We start from the raw sequence: 15,928 nt of genomic DNA, 5'->3' as shown, positions 1-15,928 counted from the left end.
AACATAACCGCACAGCAACAACCATTGACAAGTGTCCGGGATGTTTCTCTACTGTGAACGCTCACAGAAGCATGGCAGGGGCTCCCCCGTGGCGAGCACCCGGGTCATGTGAACGTGCACATCTGCATGGCAGGTCCCCGCAGCGGGCGGGGACCCAGGTCAGGGGAGAAACCATGCCGCACACGAAGCGCCGTCGCCTCGTGACAACCGCCGTCGCCGTGTCCCTCGGCGCCACCGCCCTCGCCGCCTGCGGTTCCGAGGACGGCAGCAAGGCCGAGTCGGGTCCCGTCTCGCTGACGTACTGGACCTGGACGCCCGGCATGGACAAGGTCGTGGACCTGTGGAACAAGGGGCCGGGGAAGAAGGACCAGATCACCGTCACGGTGAAGAAGCAGGCGTCCGGCGACACGCTGGTCACCAAGATCCTCACCGCGCACAAGGCCAAGAAGGCCCCGGACCTGGTGCAGGCCGAGTACCAGGCACTGCCGACCCTGGTCAGCAATGACGCCCTCGCCGACATCTCCGACGAGGTCGGCGGCGTCGAGGGCAAGTTCGCCGAGGGTGTGTGGCAGCAGACCACGCTCGGCACGGACGCGGTCTACGCGGTGCCGCAGGACATCGGCCCGATGATGTTCTACTACCGCGAGGACCTCTTCAAGAGGTACGGCCTGAAGGTCCCGACCACCTGGGAGCAGTTCGCCGAGACCGCCCGCCAGCTGAAGAAGAAGGCGCCGGACAAGGACCTGACCACCTTCTCCGCCAACGACTCCGGCCTCTTCGCCGGGCTCGCCCAGCAGGCCGGAGCCAAGTGGTGGACCACCTCGGGCGACAAGTGGAAGGTCGGCATCGATGACGCGGCCACCCAGAAGGTCGCCAAGTTCTGGGGCGGGCTGGTCAAGGAAGGTGTCATCGACAACCAGCCGATGTACACCCCGTCCTGGAACAAGGCGTTGAACACGGGCAAGCAGATCGCCTGGGTCAGCGCCGTGTGGGCGCCCGGCACGCTGAACACGGCGGCGCCGGACACCAAGGGCAAGTGGGCCATGGCCCCGCTCCCCCAGTGGTCGCTCGACCAGGACGTCACCGGCAGCTGGGGCGGCTCCTCGACGGCGGTCACCACCGACTCCGCGCACAAGGAGGCCGCCGCCAAGTTCGCGGCCTGGCTGAACACCGACCACGACGCCCTGAACGCGCTGGCGAAGGAGGGCGGCATCTACCCGGCCTCCACCTCCGCCCAGCTCAGCGGCGCCTTCTCCAACCCGCCCGGGTACTTCTCCAACCAGGCGGACTTCTACACCAAGGCCGCCGACATCGCGAAGACCACCGCGCCGTCCGCGTGGGGCCCGAACGTGAACGTCGCCTACACGTCCTTCAAGGACGCCTTCGGCGCCGCCGCCAAGAACAAGTCGGACTTCACCGCCGCCCTGAAGACGATGCAGGACGACACGGTCGCCGACATGAAGAAGCAGGGCTTCGAGGTTTCTCAGTGAGCAGCTCCACAAGCCGGAGGTCGTACGGGGTCAAGGGGGCCCCGTACGGCTTCCTCCTCCCCGCCACGATCCTGTTCGCCCTCTTCTTCGCGCTGCCCATCGGCTACGCGGTCTGGCTCAGCTTCCGCAAGGTGCGCGTCTCCGGGCTCGGCCTGGGCTCGGGCGCCCGGACCGAGGTCTGGGCCGGTTTCGGGAACTACACCGAGGCCTTCCGGGACAGCGAACTGCTGGACGGCGCGCTGCGCGTGCTCGGCTACGGCTGCATCGTCGTCCCGGTGATGCTGGGCCTCGCGCTGCTGTTCGCGCTGATGCTGGACTCCGAGAAGGTGCGGCTCGCCCCCTTCACCCGGCTCGCGATCTTCCTGCCGTACGCCATCCCCGGCGTGGTGGCCGCGCTGCTGTGGGGCTTTTTGTACCTGCCGGACGTCAGCCCGTTCTACTTCGTGCTCGACAGGCTGGGCCTGCCGCAGCCGGACCTGCTGGACGGCGGTCCGCTCTACCTCGCCCTGTCGAACATCGCGGTCTGGGGCGGCACCGGCTTCAACATGATCGTCATCTACACCTCGCTCAGGTCCATCCCGGCCGAGGTGTACGAGGCGGCCAGGCTGGACGGCGCCACGCCGCTGCAGATCGCGCTGCGGATCAAGATCCCGATGGTGGCGCCCTCGCTGGTGCTGACCTTCTTCTTCTCGATCATCGCGACGCTCCAGGTGTTCAACGAGCCGACCACCCTGAAGCCGCTCACCAACTCGGTCAACACGACCTGGAGCCCGCTGATGAAGGTGTACCAGGACGCCTTCGGCCGGAACGACATGTACTCGGCGGCGGCCGAGGCGACGCTGATCGCCGTGGTCACGCTGCTGCTGTCGTTCGGCTTCCTGCGGGCCGCGAACCGACGGAACAAGCAGGAGGCAGCGGGATGAGCACTCTCGCCGTCCGCAAGGCCGCACCGGCCGCCGGCACCACCCCGGGTACCGCGCAGGGCCCTCCCCCTGCCTTCGGCGGGGGGACCCCCATGCGCCGCCGGATCGCCCTGATCCCCACGGTGACGCTGCTGCTCGGCGCGGTCTACACCCTCCTCCCGGTCGCGTGGGTGGTGATCGCGTCGACGAAGTCCGGGCACGAGCTGTTCTCCACGTTCACCTTCCTGCCCGGCACCGGCTTCGCCGACAACCTCAAGGACCTCAACGCCTACCGGGACGGCGTCTACTGGACGTGGATGGGCAACTCCGCCCTGTACGCGGGTCTCGGCGCCCTGCTGTCCACCGCCGTGTCGGCGTTCAGCGGCTACGCGCTCGCGACGTACCGCTTCAAGGGCCGCGAGACGATGTTCAACGTACTGCTCGCGGGCGTGCTGATGCCGCCGGTGATCCTCGCGATCCCGCAGTACCTGCTGCTGGCGAAGGCCGACCTCACGGACTCCTACCTGTCCGTGCTGCTGCCGCAGATCCTCTCCCCGTACGGTGTCTACCTCGCCCGGATCTACGCGGCTGCCGCCGTCCCGGCCGACGTGGTGGAGGCGGGACGGATGGACGGGGCGAGCGAGTGGCGGATCTTCACCCGGATCGCGCTGCCGATGATGATCCCCGGCATGGTCACGGTGTTCCTGTTCCAGTTCGTCGCGATCTGGAACAACTTCCTGCTGCCGTACATCATGCTCAGCGACGACGAGAAGTTCCCGCTCACGCTGGGCCTGTACACGCTGCTGGAGCAGGGCGCGAACACGCCCGCGCTGTACACCCTGGTGATCACGGGCGCGTTCCTCGCGGTGTTCCCGCTGATCGCCCTCTTCCTGGTCATCCAGCGCTTCTGGAGCCTCGATCTGCTGTCCGGGGCCGTAAAGTCATGACCATGAGCCAAACGGGGGGCCGGCGCAAACCGCCGACGATCCATGACGTGGCGCGCGAGGCAGGCGTCTCGCGCGGCACCGTCTCGCGCGTGCTCAACGGCGGGCACTACGTCAGCCCCGCCGCCCAGGAGGCGGTCAACGCCGCCATCCGCAGGACCGGGTACGTCGTGAACCGGCACGCCCGTTCGCTGATCACGGGCCGCTCCGACTCGGTGGGCTTCCTGCTCACCGAGCCGCAGGAGCGGTTCTTCGAGGACCCCAACTTCAACGTCCTGCTGCGCGGCTGCACCCAGGCGCTGGCCGCGCACGACATCCCGCTGCTGCTGATGCTGGCGGGAACCGAGGACGAACGTCGGCGCATCACGCGGTACATCACCGCCGGACACGTCGACGGGGTGCTGCTGGTCTCCAGCCACTCCGGTGATCCGGTCGCCGAGGAGCTGCGGGAGGCGGGGGTGCCGCTGGTCGCCTGCGGCAAGCCGATCGGGCTCGGCTCGAAGGTGAGTTACGTGGCGGCCGACGACCGGGACGGCGCCCGGGACATGGTCCGGCATCTGCTGTCGCTGGGCCGGCGCCGGATCGGCGTGGTCACCGGTCCGCTGGACACCCCGGGCGGTGTGGAGCGGCTCGCCGGATACCGGGAGGTGCTCGCCGAGGCGGGCATCGCGGTGGACGAGCGGCTCATCGTCTCCGGCGACTACAGCCGGGCCAGCGGTGAGGCGGGCGCGGAACGCCTGCTGGCGCAGGCGCCGGACATGGACGCCGTGTTCGTCGCCTCCGACCTGATGGCGCAGGGCGTGCTGGCGGCCCTGCACCGGGCCGGGAAGCGGGTGCCGCGGGACATCGCCGTCGGCGGTTTCGACGACTCTCCGGCGGCGACCGCCGCCACCCCCGAACTCACCACGATCCGGCAGCCGTGGGACCGGATCAGCAGCGAGATGGTGCGGGTGCTGCTCGCCCAGATAGGCGGTGAGGACCCGGCCGCGGTGATCCTGCCGACGGAGCTGGTCAGACGCGCTTCGACGTGACGCCGGGTGCCTTCGTCCGGTGCTCCGGGCCGTCGATGCGCTCGTCATCCGGGCAACCGAGGCAGCGCAGCGTGTCCGTGACCTGGTCCGGCGTGGGCGGGGCGTCTTCCGGAGGGCTTCGGTGATCCGACGGGCGCGCACGCGGGCCTGGCACTTCTCCACGGCGTCCAGCGCCACCTCCTCGCGGGGGGGGCCGCCGCTTCCCCGGCTCGGACGGCTCGGGCGAACCGGTGGCCGGGCGTGAGTACGGCTGCTCAGTTCCCCGCCCCGCGCGGGCGTGGCTGCTCGCCCGGTCGCACCAGCCCGGTCTCGTAGGCGAGGACCACCGCCTGGGCGCGGTCGCGCAGGCCGAGCTTGGCGAAGATGCGGGCCACGTGGGACTTGACCGTGGCCTCGCTCAGGGTCAGCTCGGCGGCCAGTTCGCCGTTGGACAGGCCGCGGCCCATCAGCGTCAGCACCTCCCGCTCGCGGGGTGTGAGGGCGGCCAGGCCCTCGGGCACGGCGATGGGGGTGCGCTCCTCGGCCTCCGCCGCGTACCGCTCCACCAGGCGCCGGGTGATCTGCGGTGCCAGCAGGGCGTCGCCGGTGCCGACGAGCCGTACGGCCGCCGCCAGGTGCTGCGGGGTGACGTCCTTGAGCAGGAAGCCGCTGGCCCCCATCGACAGGGCCGTGTACACATACCGGTCCAGGTCGAAGGTGGTGAGCATGAGCACCCGGCAGTCGGGGGCCTCGGCCAGGATGTGCCGGGTGGCCTCCAGGCCGTCCATGACCGGCATCCGGATGTCCATGAGGACCACGTCCGGCCGCAGCCGGCGCACCGCGGCGACCGCCTCGGCACCGTCGGCGGCCTCGCCGGCCACCTCGATGCCCCGGGCGTTGAGGATCAGCCGGAAACCGGTCCGGATCAGCGTCTGGTCGTCGGCGATCAGGACCCGGGGCGCCCGCTCGGGCGCGTCCGCGGTCACGACCGGTCCAGGGGGATGCGCGCCCGGACGCGGAAGCCGCCGCCGAGTCTGCGGCGGGCGTCGAGATCACCGCCGTAGACGGCGACCCGCTCGCGCAGACCGAGCAGGCCGCGTCCGGTGCCCTCGCCGTGCGGTCTCGGGCGGACCGGTGCGGTGCCGGTGAGCACGCTGGGGCCGGTGTTGAGGATCTCGACGCGCAGGGCGTGGTCGGCGTAGCGGACGGTCACCTCGGCCTTGCCGCCGTCGCCGTGCCGGAGCGCGTTGGTCAGGGCCTCCTGGACGATGCGGTAGGCGGTCACGTCGATGCCCTGCGGCAGCGGGCGCGGCTCGCCCGAGACGCGGACCTCGACGGGCAGCCCGGCGAACGATATCCGGTCCACCAGCGGGCCGAGCCGGTCCAGGCCGGGCTGCGGGGTGAGCGGCGTGGACACCGTGTCCGCGCCCGGTCCCGGGTCGTCGTCCGTGCCGTCCTGGGCCGGCGCCAGCAGGCCCAGCAGATGTCTGAGGTCGGTCATCGCGCCCCGGCCCGCGTCCTCCACGGCCCGGAGGGCGGTGGCCGCCTCGTCCGGCATGGTGCCGAGCACTTCGCGGGCGGCGCTCGCCTGGACGACCATCAGGCTGACGTTGTGGCTGACGATGTCGTGCAACTCGCGGGCGATCCGGTCGCGTTCCGCAGCGACCGCCGCCTCGGCGGCGCTCTCCCGCTCCCGCTCCAGCAGCCAGCCGCGTTCCCCCACCGCCGCCTGCCAGCGGCGCCGGGTGCGCACCAGCGCCACGGCCAGCCCCAGAACGGCCGCGCACGCCACCACGAGCGCCGCCGTCAGCATGTCGTACTCCCCCATGGCCCTCACTCTCGCAGACGGCACTGACATCCGCATCGGCCTGGGGATTCAGCGTCCTGCATCCCCGGGATGAGTCCGGCGGCCGACTGCCGTCCCGGGAGGGATGCCCGGGGCGTGGGCCCGCGTCTAGCGTCCTGCCCATGGTCACAGAGGTGAGAACGGGAGACACCGTCGTACGGCTCGACGGTGTGCGCAAGGAGTACGGCGAGACGGTCGCGCTCGACGGGGTGTCGCTGGAGATACGGGCCGGGGAGGCGGTCGCGGTGATGGGCCCCTCCGGGTGCGGCAAGTCCACGCTGCTCAACATGATCGCGGGACTGGACCGGCCGACGGCCGGCCGGGTCGTCGTCCACGGCGAGGACGTCGGGGAGTTGAGCGAGAAGGGTCTGGCGCTGTACCGGCGGCGCCGGATCGGCATGATCTTCCAGTTCTTCAACCTCATCGACGACCTGTCGGCCCTCGACAACGTGGCGCTCGCGGCCCAGTTGACGGGCACACCGGCCCGGCAGGCCCGGCGGCGCGCGCTGGAGCTGTTCGAGGAGCTGGGCATCGCCGGCCGGCGCCACGCCTATCCGGCGGTGCTCAGCGGCGGCGAGCGGCAACGGGTGGCGGTGGCCCGGGCGTTGATGAACCGGCCCGCGCTGCTGCTGGCCGACGAGCCGACCGGCGCGCTGGACAGCCGGGCCGGGGAGCAGGTGATGGACCTGCTGATCGACCTGAACCAGATCGGCCAGACCCTGGTCATCGTCACGCACGACGAGCGGCTCGCGCAGCGCTGCGCGAGCCGACTGGTGCTGGTGGCCGACGGCAGGGTGACCGGCGAGCACACCCTGGAGCCGTCGGCATGAGGGCGGTGTGGCAGGCCGCGCGGGCGGCCGTACGCAGGCGGCGGCTCCAGACGCTGGTGATCTGGCTGGTCACACTGGTGTCGACGGGGGCGCTCGTGGTGGCACTGGGGCTGGTCGACGCGGCTTCGGCGCCGTTCGACCGCGCTTTCGAGCGGCTGCACGGGCCGCATGTCGTGGCCGCCTTCGACAGCGACAGGGTGTCGGACGCCCGACTGGCGCGCGCGGCCCGGCAGCCGGGGGTGGAGGCGGTGGCGGGGCCGTTCCGGCAGGCGACGGTCGGTATTCCGCACGGTGCCGGCGACTTCGGTCTCGGCAGCCAGATCACGGTGGTGGGCCGCTCGGGTCCCGGCGGTCCGGTGGACCGGGTTGACCTGTGGGCGGGCCGCTGGCCCAGCCGGCCGGGCGAGATGGTCCTGAACCGGCAGCGCGACTGGACCGCCGACGACCTCGGCAAGACGTTCCAGGTGCCGTCCGGTCCGAAGCTCACCATCGTCGGGTTCGCCTTCGACCTGAGTCACACGGCGGACGCCTGGGTCGCCCCGGACCAGATCGGGGCCCTGCATCCGACCGGTCGGCAGATGCTGTTCCGGTTCTCCGACGCGTCGACGGAGGACGGACTGCGCGCGGGACTGTCGGAGGTGACCGAGGGGCTGCCGCCGGGCGCGCTCGCCGGGTCCCGGACGTACCTGGCGCTCAAGCACCGGATCGGCAGCAACGCGCGCGCGTACGCGCCGTATCTGATGGCGTTCGGCGTCCTCGGCATCCTGGTGGCGGTGCTGATCGTCGCCAACGTGGTCGGCGGGGCCGTGGTCTCCGGGTTCCGGCACATCGGCATCCTGAAGGCGCTGGGCTTCACCCCGGGGCAGGTGCTGGGCGTGTACCTGATGATGATCTCCGTACCGGCCGTCCTGGGCTGTGCGCTCGGCACGCTGGTGGGCAATCTGCTGGCGGAACCGTTCCTGGAGTTCGTGTTCAGCGGGCCGGCCTCGGGGGTGCTGCACGACGGCCTGGGCATCGCGCCCTGGGTGAACCTGCTCGCCCTGCTCGGCATGCCCCTGGTGTGCGTGCTGGCCGCGCTGGGCCCCTCGATGCGGGCGCGGCGGCTGTCGGCGGCGCGGGCCATCAGCGCGGGCAGTGCTCCCCGGGCCGGCCGGGCGCTCGGCATCCAGCGGCGGCTGGCGCGTGCCCGGTTGCCCCGGTCGGTGACGCTCGGCGCGGGGCTCCCGTTCGCCCGTCCCGCGCGCAGCGCGCTCACGCTGGCCGCCGTGGTCCTGGGCGTGACGACGGTGACCTTCGCGACCGGCCTGGCGGCGACGCTGAACAGCTACGGCAACGGCGGTGCCCACACCTACGACGTCACCGTCTACGTGGGTGCCTTCCGGCACGGCAAGGAGGTGCGGCCGGTGCACGGCGACCGTGAACTCGAAGCCTTGTTGGGCTCGTTGCCGGGCGCACGCCATGTGACGGCGCGGTCGGACGACGAGGCGGTTCTCGTCGGCAGCACCCAGGTGGTCATGTTCGAGGGCCGGCGCGGGGGGCCGTCCCTGGACACCGTGCTCACGAAGGGGCGGTGGATGCGCCGGACCGGGGAGGTCGTGGCCGGCACGCCGTTCCTGCGCCGCAACGGGGTGCACCTCGGGGACCGGCTGCGGCTGCGCAAGGACGGCCGCGAGGAGCAGGTGACCGTCGTCGGCGAGACGATGGACACCGACGACCGGCTGGTCATCGGGAACTGGCCGACGGTCACCGCCCTGATGCCGCGGGTGCGGCCCATCGCCTACCACGTCCGGCTGAGCGAGGGCGCGGACCAGAAGGCGTACGCGCGCGCGGCCGAGGCAGCCGACCCGGCGCTGTCGGTGCAGCTGAGCGGTCCGAACAGCGTCACCGGCACCATCGTCGGCTCGGCGACCGCTCTCACCCTGATGCTGGCCCTGGTCGCCTCGCTGGGCGTGTTCAACACCGCCGTCCTCAACACGCACGACCGGCGCCGCGACCTCGGCATGCTGAAGTCGATCGGCATGACCCCGCGCCAGGTCACGGTGATGACGGTGACGTCGATGGCCGCGCTCGGCGCCCTCGGGTCGCTGCTGGGCGTGCCGCTGGGCATGGCCGCGCACCGGGTGGTGGTCCCGCGCATGGCGGCCGGGCTCGACATCACCCTGCCCCGGTACATGACGGACGTCTGGCACGCGCCCCTGCTGGCCGTCCTGGCGCTCGCCGGCGTGGGGATCGCCGTGCTGGGTGCGCTGGTCCCGGCCCGCCGGGCGGCTCGCCTGACCGTCGCCGAGGTGCTGCACAACGAGTGACGGCACCGACCGGTGAGGATCTCGGACCGGTCAGGACCTTCGACCGGTCAGGATCGGAGAAGCCGCCGGGGGCTTCCGGGGCCTAGCGTGAGAGCACCGACGAGGAACCCGTCGGGTCCCCGCCTCCCCGAAGGAGTGAGCACCATGGCTGCCGGCCTGCAGACGATCATCTACCCGGTGAAGGACCTGGAGCGCGCCAAGGCCCTGTTCGGCGCGCTGCTGGGCGTCGAGCCGTACGCGGACGAGCCCTACTACGTCGGTTTCAAGGCCGCCGGCCAGGACGTCGGCCTCGACCCGAACGGGCACGCCAAGGGCATGACGGGCCCGGTGCCGTACTGGCACGTGACGGATCTGCGGGAGCGGCTCGCGGCGCTGCTGGCGGCGGGCGCCGAACTGCTCCAGGACGTGCAGGACGTCGGCGGCGGCCGGCTGATCGCCTTCGTGAAGGACGCCGACGGCAACCTCGTGGGGCTGTTGCAGGACCCGGGGGCCTGAGCCCGGACGAACCGCCTGCACCCACCACTAGTTGCACACTCAATGACTGGCCGGATCGGTGCTACGGTGCGGTTATGGCAGTCACGACCGCCGACACCCGGCTCGAAGAACGCTGGCGGGACATCCTCGCCGTCCACGCGCGCACGATGTGCGAGATCGACCGTGCCCTGCATCCGCACGGGCTGGGCGCCAGCGACTTCGAGGTGCTGGACATCCTGGCGGCGGAGTCGCCCGAGCAGGGTGACCAGTGCCGGGTGCAGAACCTGGTCGGCCGGGTCCACCTCAGCCAGAGCGCGCTCTCCCGGCTGATCGGCCGGCTGGAGAAGGACGGCCTGGTCGAACGCTCGGTGTGCGCGGAGGACCGGCGCGGGGTGTGGGTCGCGCTCACCCCCAAGGGCCGCGCGCTGCACGCCGAGGTGCTGCCGGTGCAACGGGCGGTCCTGCGGCGCGTGCTGGCGGCGCAGGAGGCCTAGCCCTTCGCACGCCCCCGACAGCCCCTACAGCCCGTACGCCCCTACAGGCGGACACCCGGCCCGCTAGAGCACCAGCTCGGCGCCGTCCGGCAGGATCTCGGCGCCGTGCTCGGCCACGTGCGCGCGGGCCGCCGAGGCGGGGTCGAGCAGCGGGTTGGTGTTGTTGAGGTGGGTGTAGACCCGGCGCCGGCCGGGATGCCTGGCCAGCGCGGCCAGGGAGCCGTCCGGCCCGCAGACCGGGAGATGGCCCATGGCCGCCTGCCCGGCACCGGAGCGCACCGCCGTCCCCATCTCGTCGGCGGCGAAGAACGTGCCGTCCAGCAGTACGCAGTCGGCGTCGGCGCACAGTTCGTCCAGGACGGGGCTCCAGGCGCCGACGCAGGGCGCGTACACCAGCACTCCCCCGCTGGCCAGGTCCTCGACGCGGTACGCCGTCACCCACGGCTCCGCGGCCGCGGGCCCCTGCACCGGTACGTACTTCGGGATCTTCACGCCCACCGGATGGGCCGTCACGACGAGTCCGCCGGCCAGCACGAAGCCCCCGTCGGCCAGGCTGTCGGGCCACTCCCAGGGGGCGTAGCGGCCGAGGGCGGCACGGGCGGGGGCGAGGACGGCCCGCACCGGCGGCGCGGCGTAGACCTTCAGGCCCGCCGCCCCGCGCAGCTCGGCCAGGCCGGCGACGTGGTCCGCCTCGGCGTCGGTGAGCAGCACTCCGCGCAGCGGGGTGTCCCGGGGGCCGGGACCGGGCCACAGGGGCGGGGTGGCGGTGAGCTGGGTCCGCAGGTCGGGCGAGGCGTTCAGCAGCCACCAGTCCCGGCCGTTGCCGGTGACGGCGGCGCACTCCTGGCTCCGGGAGGGCAGCCTGCCGTCCCGGGCGGCGGTGCAGAGCGCGCAGGCGCAGTTCCACTGCGGGAAGCCGCCCCCGGCGGCGGTACCCAGCAGGACGACCCTCACGACCATCGGCTCCTTCGCGTCCGCCCGGACTCGTCTCCGCTGGGATCTTCCCTCCCGAAAGGCCGGTGACTACCGGCGGCAGGGAGCAGTTCCGGCCGTCCTTCGGCGGAGGTCTCCGGGTCGTGTACGCGGGTGCGGGTGGTGTGGGGGCCGCCCGTGGGGTCCCTGTCCTTCCGAGGTCGGGGTCAGCGCGCCAGCAGGGTGCGCACTCCCTGTGAGGTGAGGGTCAGCCCGTGGGCGGAGCTGCCGTCGATGGCGAGGGAGAGGTCCCCCTCGGGCCACTGCGCGGCGAGCGCGCCGAGCGGGATCAGGCGGTAACGCGAGACGAACGGCAGCAGGCCGGCCATCTCGCCCTCCGAGGTGAACACCGGGACGACCGGGTCGCCCCCGGGCTGTTCCAGGACGGGCAGGGCCACCGTCGTGGCGTCGGCGCCGTCCCCGTCCACCGCGTCGTCCGGTACCGGGACGAGTACGTCGCTGTGGGCGAGGGTGTCCAGCGCGGTCTGGTCCTCGGCGTTCACGGCGAGGGCGTCCAGTGCCTGCTGGGCCGGCGTCGGCAGGTCCTCGTGTGCGGGTGTCTCCATGGCTGATCCCCAGGTAGCGGTGGTCGTACGGGCCGTCCGGGCAGGCTGCCGCCCGGGCGTGCTCCGCCTCGCGTACCCGGTGGGGTGCGGGGCATGCGTGGCGATCGGCGGGAGGTCGGGTGGGGAGGCGGTGCGGATGGTGGGCGGGCGGACCTGACGGGGCCCGGCCGCACAGCCGAAGGTGAGGGTCAGCTCGACGTGGCCGGGGTCGAGGAGGCCGGCGAGGTGCTCCACGAGGGAACCGTCGGCGGCCCGGCTGGTGCGGCGCGCGGCGAGGAACCAGTCGCCCGGCGCGCGCCGCGGCAGCTCGGCCTCCCCGGCGTCGATCCGGCGCCCGGACACCCGCTGTTCCCCGTGGTCGGGCCGCAGCCCGGCCCGGCGCAGCACCTCGCCGAGCGGCTCCCGGGCGAGGCCCCGGGCGGGCAGCTCGCGGATCCCGGGCACGGGCGGCAGGAAGCTGCGCTCGTACGACAGCACGGTCCCGCCGGCGACCAGCTCCCGGGTCCGCTCCACGCAGACGGACGCGTCCTTCTCCAGACCGAGTGCGGCGGCCGGCCTGCTGTCGCGGATCTCGCGGACGGCGAGGGTCCGCACGGTGCTGTCCTCGCCCCGCAGGGCCCGGGCGTGGGCCCGGCCGAGCCGGTCCTCCGGCGGGCGGCCGTCGAAGAGGACGTGGAGCCCTTGCCGGTGCGGGTGGTGATGAGGCCCTGCTCGGTGAGTTCGGCGAGGGCCGCGCGGATCGTCGTACGGCTGACGCCGAACCGCTCGGCGAGGGCGTGCTCGCCGGGCAGCCGCGCGCCGGCCGGCGGCTGCCGGTACGGATCTCCCGGGCGAGGATCCGGCTGATCCGCTGGTGCCTGAGCGGGACGGCGGTCACGTCCCGGCCTCCGCGAGCAGGTCGGCGATGGTGGTGACCCGGACCAGCGGCCGGTACAGGTCCATGACCCGCAGGGCCCTGAGGTGGGAGTCGTCGTCCACGCCGGCGCAGGCGTCGGCCACGACCAGCACCTCGGTGCCGGCGTCCGCGGCGGCCAGAGCGGTGGACAGCACACAGCATTCGGTGCTGACGCCGGCCAGGACCAGGCGCCCGTCCGGGCCGAGCCGGGCGGCGAGTTCAGGGGTCCACTTGCCGAAGGTGGTGGTGTCCAGGACGTGGTCGGCGAGGCCGGTGAACTCGTCGGTCAGCGCCCAGAGTCCGGCGTCCGGGGGCCGGCGGGCGAAGGGGAACTGGTCGTAGTAGGCGCGCCAGGCGCCGGCCGGCTGCTCCGGGGCCAGGAAGCGGGTGAAGGTGACGCGGCCGGCGAAGGCCGGCAGCAGGGCGAGTACGCCGGCTGCCGCGTCGGCGTACCGGGGGGTGGCCCAGGGGCTCTCCGGGTCGGCGAAGACACGCTGCATGTCGATGACGGCGAGATGGCCGGGGCTCGTGCTCGTGCTCATGCGCGGGGCGCCTCCTGCGGTACGGCGGGGTCGGCGGCGCTCACGGGTTCAGCACCTCCGCGTCGAGCGCCGGGCTCGGCGCCTGGGCCTCCTGGGCCCGCACCCGGCCCCGGGCCAGCAGCAGGGTGCCGAGGAAGGCGAGGGCCAGGGCGACCAGGACGCCCAGGTTGGCGTAGGCCCAGGCGCCGGTCCTGCCGCCGAGGCCGAAGGGTTCCAGCAGATAGCCCTGCCAGGTCAGCCAGCGCGCGGCGGTGTTGGTGACCAGGCCCCACCCGACGGCGGTGGCGGCGAGGGTGAGGAACAGCGGGGCGAGGGGGACGTCGCCGTAGCGGCCGTGCGGGCGGAACAGGTCGCCCTCGTCGTAGTCGCGGCGGCGCAGCGCGAGGTCGGCGAGCATGACGCCGGCCCAGGCGGCGATGGGCACGCCGAGTGTGGTGAGGAAACCCATGAACTGGCCGAGGAAGTTGTCGGCGAAGAACACGATGTAGACGGCGCCGGCGATCATCAGCACCCCGTCGAAGAGCGCGGCCAGATAGCGGGGCACCCGCAGGCCGGCCGAGAGCAGGGCCAGGCCGGAGGAGTAGATGTCGAGGACGGCGCCGCCGACCAGGCCGAGGACGGCGACCACGGCGAACGGCACCAGGAACCAGGTCGGCAGCAGCGTGGTCAGCGCACCGATCGGGTCGGCCGCGATCGCCTCGCTCAGCTGCCCGGAGGAGCCGGCCAGCAGCAGGCCGAAGACCAGCAGGACGAAGGGGGCCAGGGAGGCGCCGAAGGCGGTCCAGCCGATCACTCCCCGGCTGGAGGAGCCGCGGGGAAGGTAGCGGGAGTAGTCGGCGGCGGCGTTGACCCAGCCCAGGCCGAAGCCGGTCATCATGAACACCAGCGCGCCGATGAACTCCTGGGCCGACCCGGCCGGGATCGCGTCGACCGTGCTCCAGTGGATGTGGTCGGCGACGAGGGCGACGTAGACGAGCGTGAGGACGCCGGTGATCAGCGTGATCCAGGTCTGCAGCCGCATGATCAGGTCGAAGCCCATGACCCCGCCGACGACGGTCAGCGCTGCGACCACCAGGAGGGCGACCGCCTTGGTCTCGGTGCCGCCGCCCCAGCCCAGGCTGCTGAAAACGGTGGCGGTGGCCATCGTGGCGAGCGCGGTCAGGACGGTCTCCCAGCCGACGGTGAGCATCCAGGAGATGACGGACGGCAGCCGGTTGCCGCGCACGCCGTAGGCGGCCCGGCTGAGGACCATGGTGGGGGCCGAGCCGCGCTTCCCGGCGACCGCTATGAAACCGCACAGCAGGAACGAGACGGCGATGCCGAGCACACCGGCGGCGAAGGCCTGCCAGAAGGAGATGCCGAAGCCGAGCGCGAAGGCGCCGTAGCTGAGGCCGAGGACGGAGACGTTGGCCCCGAACCAGGGCCAGAACAGGGAGCGCGGGGTGCCCCGGCGCTCCGCGTCCGCGATCACGTCGAGCCCGTGCGTCTCCACCTGGAGGGGGCGTCCGTCCACCTGGAGGGGGCGGCCCGCGGCTCCGCCGCCGAGCGGGTCGTGCGGTTGCGTCATCGCCGAAGCACCTGCCCCACCTGCCCTACGTCCCGACGTGTCCGGTGCGTGCGAGCACGCTAGGGCGGCCCCCAGGGGCCGTCAAGGCGGGCTCCGCGGCGGGCCCGGTTCATCCGGTCAGCGGTCGAACTCCTCCTGGATCGGGGTCTTCGGCTCCTCCCGCAGATGCTGGGAGAGTCCCGGTTTGCCGCCGTGCCGTGCCTGTTCCGCCCGCTGGGTGACGTTGGTGCCGAGGTCCGAGTCGGGGTCCACGCGGACCGACCTCGCGACGTCCTCGCGGTTGGTGTACTCCTCGGCGGGCATGCCGCGCAGGGCCTTGACGACCTCCTCGGAGGCCCCGGCCTGCCGTGCGGCCGAGACCAGCCCGTCCTTGTCGGCCGGATAGGTCACGTCCTTCAGCGCGTCCAGCACCTCGGGGACGCTGGTGTGTGCCGTGCTCATGACGCCTCCTACGCGTCGTCGCTCTCGTCCGTGCTCTCGTTCGCGTTCTCGTCGCCGGGGTCCGCTCCCTCCGCCTGGGACGGGGTGGTGCGGGGCGGCTGCTCCGCCTCGGGGGCGCCCGGTTCCGGTTCGCCCTCGGCCTGGGAAGGGGTGTTCTCGCTCATCGGATGCTCTCGGTTCTCTCACACGCGTGGCGCGCTGTTCCGGAGCCCCGGGTACCCGTGCGACACGGGACCCATCACCCGCGGAATCTCTGAATCCGCTTCCTCCGGATGGGTACCTGACCAGTCCGGCGCAGCATGCGGCGCCGGCCCGATGATCGTGAACCAACTCACCGCCTGGAGGAGCCATGGCGGGTATCACCCCACCTGACCTGCAGAAAGCCCTGTCGGGCGCGGACTACCCGGCCACTTCCGACCAGCTTCGGAAGGTCGCCGAGAACAACCACGCGCCGAAGGAGATCACCGAGCGGATCTCTCACCTCGGGAAGAAGAAGTTCGAGAACCCCGCCGAGGTCAGCAAGGCCGTCTTCCAGAACGAGTGACGGCGACCGGACACGGGTGCGGGGGGGGGGGGGGGGGGGGGGGGTGGGGGGGGGGGGGGGGGGGGGGGGGGCGGGGAACGGGGAAGGGGGAGGACACACAAAGCG

17 protein-coding genes and 2 pseudogenes are annotated in these 15,928 nt (G+C 72.5%); 9 read left to right on the top strand and 10 right to left on the bottom strand.

What is annotated here, in order from left to right; genetic code table 11:
- Window positions 1-173 precede the first annotated feature (173 nt).
- From ACZ4U1_RS37775 to ACZ4U1_RS37760, 4 genes are read left to right on the top strand one after another with little or no spacing between them, the layout of a single operon-like run.
- The gene (locus tag ACZ4U1_RS37775) at window positions 174-1,490 is read left to right on the top strand and encodes an ABC transporter substrate-binding protein (RefSeq protein WP_467908697.1); all 1,317 of its coding nucleotides are present in this window, start codon (window positions 174-176) and stop codon (window positions 1,488-1,490) included.
- On the top strand, window positions 1,487-2,413 hold the full coding sequence (locus ACZ4U1_RS37770; protein WP_467908696.1) for a carbohydrate ABC transporter permease: 927 nt from the start codon (window positions 1,487-1,489) through the stop codon (window positions 2,411-2,413). Before ACZ4U1_RS37775 ends, ACZ4U1_RS37770 begins: the two co-directional genes overlap by 4 nt.
- Entirely contained in the window at window positions 2,410-3,339 is a 930-nt protein-coding gene (locus ACZ4U1_RS37765; RefSeq protein ID WP_467908695.1) for a carbohydrate ABC transporter permease, read from the top strand. Before ACZ4U1_RS37770 ends, ACZ4U1_RS37765 begins: the two co-directional genes overlap by 4 nt.
- Window positions 3,336-4,367: a LacI family DNA-binding transcriptional regulator gene (locus tag ACZ4U1_RS37760; RefSeq protein ID WP_467908694.1), complete on the top strand. Its 1,032-nt coding sequence runs from the start codon at window positions 3,336-3,338 to the stop codon at window positions 4,365-4,367. The genes ACZ4U1_RS37765 and ACZ4U1_RS37760 overlap by 4 nt, the downstream gene beginning before the upstream one ends.
- A gap of 254 nt (window positions 4,368-4,621) precedes the next feature.
- Here the strand turns inward: ACZ4U1_RS37760 and ACZ4U1_RS37755 are convergent, their stop codons facing one another.
- Together ACZ4U1_RS37755 and ACZ4U1_RS37750 are read right to left on the bottom strand one after the other, a co-directional pair.
- Window positions 4,622-5,332, bottom strand: a complete 711-nt coding sequence (locus tag ACZ4U1_RS37755) for a response regulator (protein ID WP_467908693.1) — start codon at window positions 5,330-5,332, stop codon at window positions 4,622-4,624.
- Complete coding sequence (locus ACZ4U1_RS37750) at window positions 5,329-6,174, bottom strand: sensor histidine kinase (RefSeq protein ID WP_467908692.1); 846 nt, start codon at window positions 6,172-6,174, stop codon at window positions 5,329-5,331. The genes ACZ4U1_RS37755 and ACZ4U1_RS37750 overlap by 4 nt, the downstream gene beginning before the upstream one ends.
- Window positions 6,175-6,314: 140 nt before the next feature.
- Here ACZ4U1_RS37750 and ACZ4U1_RS37745 point away from each other — a divergent pair, with 140 nt between their 5' ends.
- From ACZ4U1_RS37745 to ACZ4U1_RS37730, 4 genes are all read left to right on the top strand, one after another.
- Complete coding sequence (locus ACZ4U1_RS37745; protein ID WP_467908691.1) at window positions 6,315-7,022, top strand: ABC transporter ATP-binding protein; 708 nt, start codon at window positions 6,315-6,317, stop codon at window positions 7,020-7,022.
- Window positions 7,019-9,328 carry an FtsX-like permease family protein gene (locus ACZ4U1_RS37740; RefSeq protein WP_467908690.1) on the top strand — a complete coding sequence of 770 codons (2,310 nt, stop codon included), beginning with the start codon at window positions 7,019-7,021 and terminating at the stop codon, window positions 9,326-9,328. Before ACZ4U1_RS37745 ends, ACZ4U1_RS37740 begins: the two co-directional genes overlap by 4 nt.
- A 144-nt stretch (window positions 9,329-9,472) precedes the next feature.
- Window positions 9,473-9,823: a VOC family protein gene (locus ACZ4U1_RS37735; RefSeq protein ID WP_467908689.1), complete on the top strand. Its 351-nt coding sequence runs from the start codon at window positions 9,473-9,475 to the stop codon at window positions 9,821-9,823.
- A gap of 74 nt (window positions 9,824-9,897) precedes the next feature.
- Window positions 9,898-10,296 (top strand): MarR family winged helix-turn-helix transcriptional regulator, encoded by a 399-nt coding sequence (locus ACZ4U1_RS37730; protein WP_467908688.1) that lies wholly within the window; start codon window positions 9,898-9,900, stop codon window positions 10,294-10,296.
- Between the two features lie 63 nt (window positions 10,297-10,359).
- Here the strand turns inward: ACZ4U1_RS37730 and pqqB are convergent, their stop codons facing one another.
- The 8 genes and pseudogenes from pqqB to ACZ4U1_RS37690 all read right to left on the bottom strand — a co-directional run bounded on the left by pqqB (window position 10,360) and on the right by ACZ4U1_RS37690 (window position 15,443).
- Entirely contained in the window at window positions 10,360-11,256 is an 897-nt protein-coding gene (gene pqqB / locus ACZ4U1_RS37725; RefSeq protein ID WP_467908687.1) for a pyrroloquinoline quinone biosynthesis protein PqqB, read from the bottom strand.
- Window positions 11,257-11,435: 179 nt separating this feature from the next.
- Window positions 11,436-11,834: an SseB family protein gene (locus ACZ4U1_RS37720; RefSeq protein WP_467908749.1), complete on the bottom strand. Its 399-nt coding sequence runs from the start codon at window positions 11,832-11,834 to the stop codon at window positions 11,436-11,438.
- 285 nt (window positions 11,835-12,119) lie between these two features.
- Window positions 12,120-12,428 (bottom strand): annotated as a pseudogene (locus tag ACZ4U1_RS37715) (UTRA domain-containing protein); the annotation flags it as partial.
- Between the two features lie 128 nt (window positions 12,429-12,556).
- Window positions 12,557-12,625: pseudogene (locus tag ACZ4U1_RS37710) on the bottom strand (GntR family transcriptional regulator); the annotation flags it as partial.
- Window positions 12,626-12,707: 82 nt separating this feature from the next.
- Complete coding sequence (locus ACZ4U1_RS37705; RefSeq protein ID WP_467908686.1) at window positions 12,708-13,271, bottom strand: cysteine hydrolase family protein; 564 nt, start codon at window positions 13,269-13,271, stop codon at window positions 12,708-12,710.
- A 40-nt stretch (window positions 13,272-13,311) separates the two neighbouring features.
- The gene (locus ACZ4U1_RS37700; RefSeq protein ID WP_467908685.1) at window positions 13,312-14,838 is read right to left on the bottom strand and encodes a purine-cytosine permease family protein; all 1,527 of its coding nucleotides are present in this window, start codon (window positions 14,836-14,838) and stop codon (window positions 13,312-13,314) included.
- A 117-nt stretch (window positions 14,839-14,955) separates the two neighbouring features.
- Complete coding sequence (locus ACZ4U1_RS37695) at window positions 14,956-15,279, bottom strand: DUF2795 domain-containing protein (RefSeq protein ID WP_467908684.1); 324 nt, start codon at window positions 15,277-15,279, stop codon at window positions 14,956-14,958.
- Between the two features lie 8 nt (window positions 15,280-15,287).
- Window positions 15,288-15,443 carry a hypothetical protein gene (locus ACZ4U1_RS37690; RefSeq protein WP_388319293.1) on the bottom strand — a complete coding sequence of 52 codons (156 nt, stop codon included), beginning with the start codon at window positions 15,441-15,443 and terminating at the stop codon, window positions 15,288-15,290.
- Window positions 15,444-15,628: 185 nt separating this feature from the next.
- Here ACZ4U1_RS37690 and ACZ4U1_RS37685 point away from each other — a divergent pair, with 185 nt between their 5' ends.
- Complete coding sequence (locus tag ACZ4U1_RS37685; RefSeq protein ID WP_014670942.1) at window positions 15,629-15,823, top strand: DUF2795 domain-containing protein; 195 nt, start codon at window positions 15,629-15,631, stop codon at window positions 15,821-15,823.
- Window positions 15,824-15,928 lie beyond the last annotated feature (105 nt).

The sequence above is a fragment of the Streptomyces sp. NPDC028928 genome (assembly GCF_055564915.1).
The sequence above is the reverse complement of the archived record's forward strand: the minus strand, read 5'-3'. Positions and strand labels throughout refer to the sequence as shown.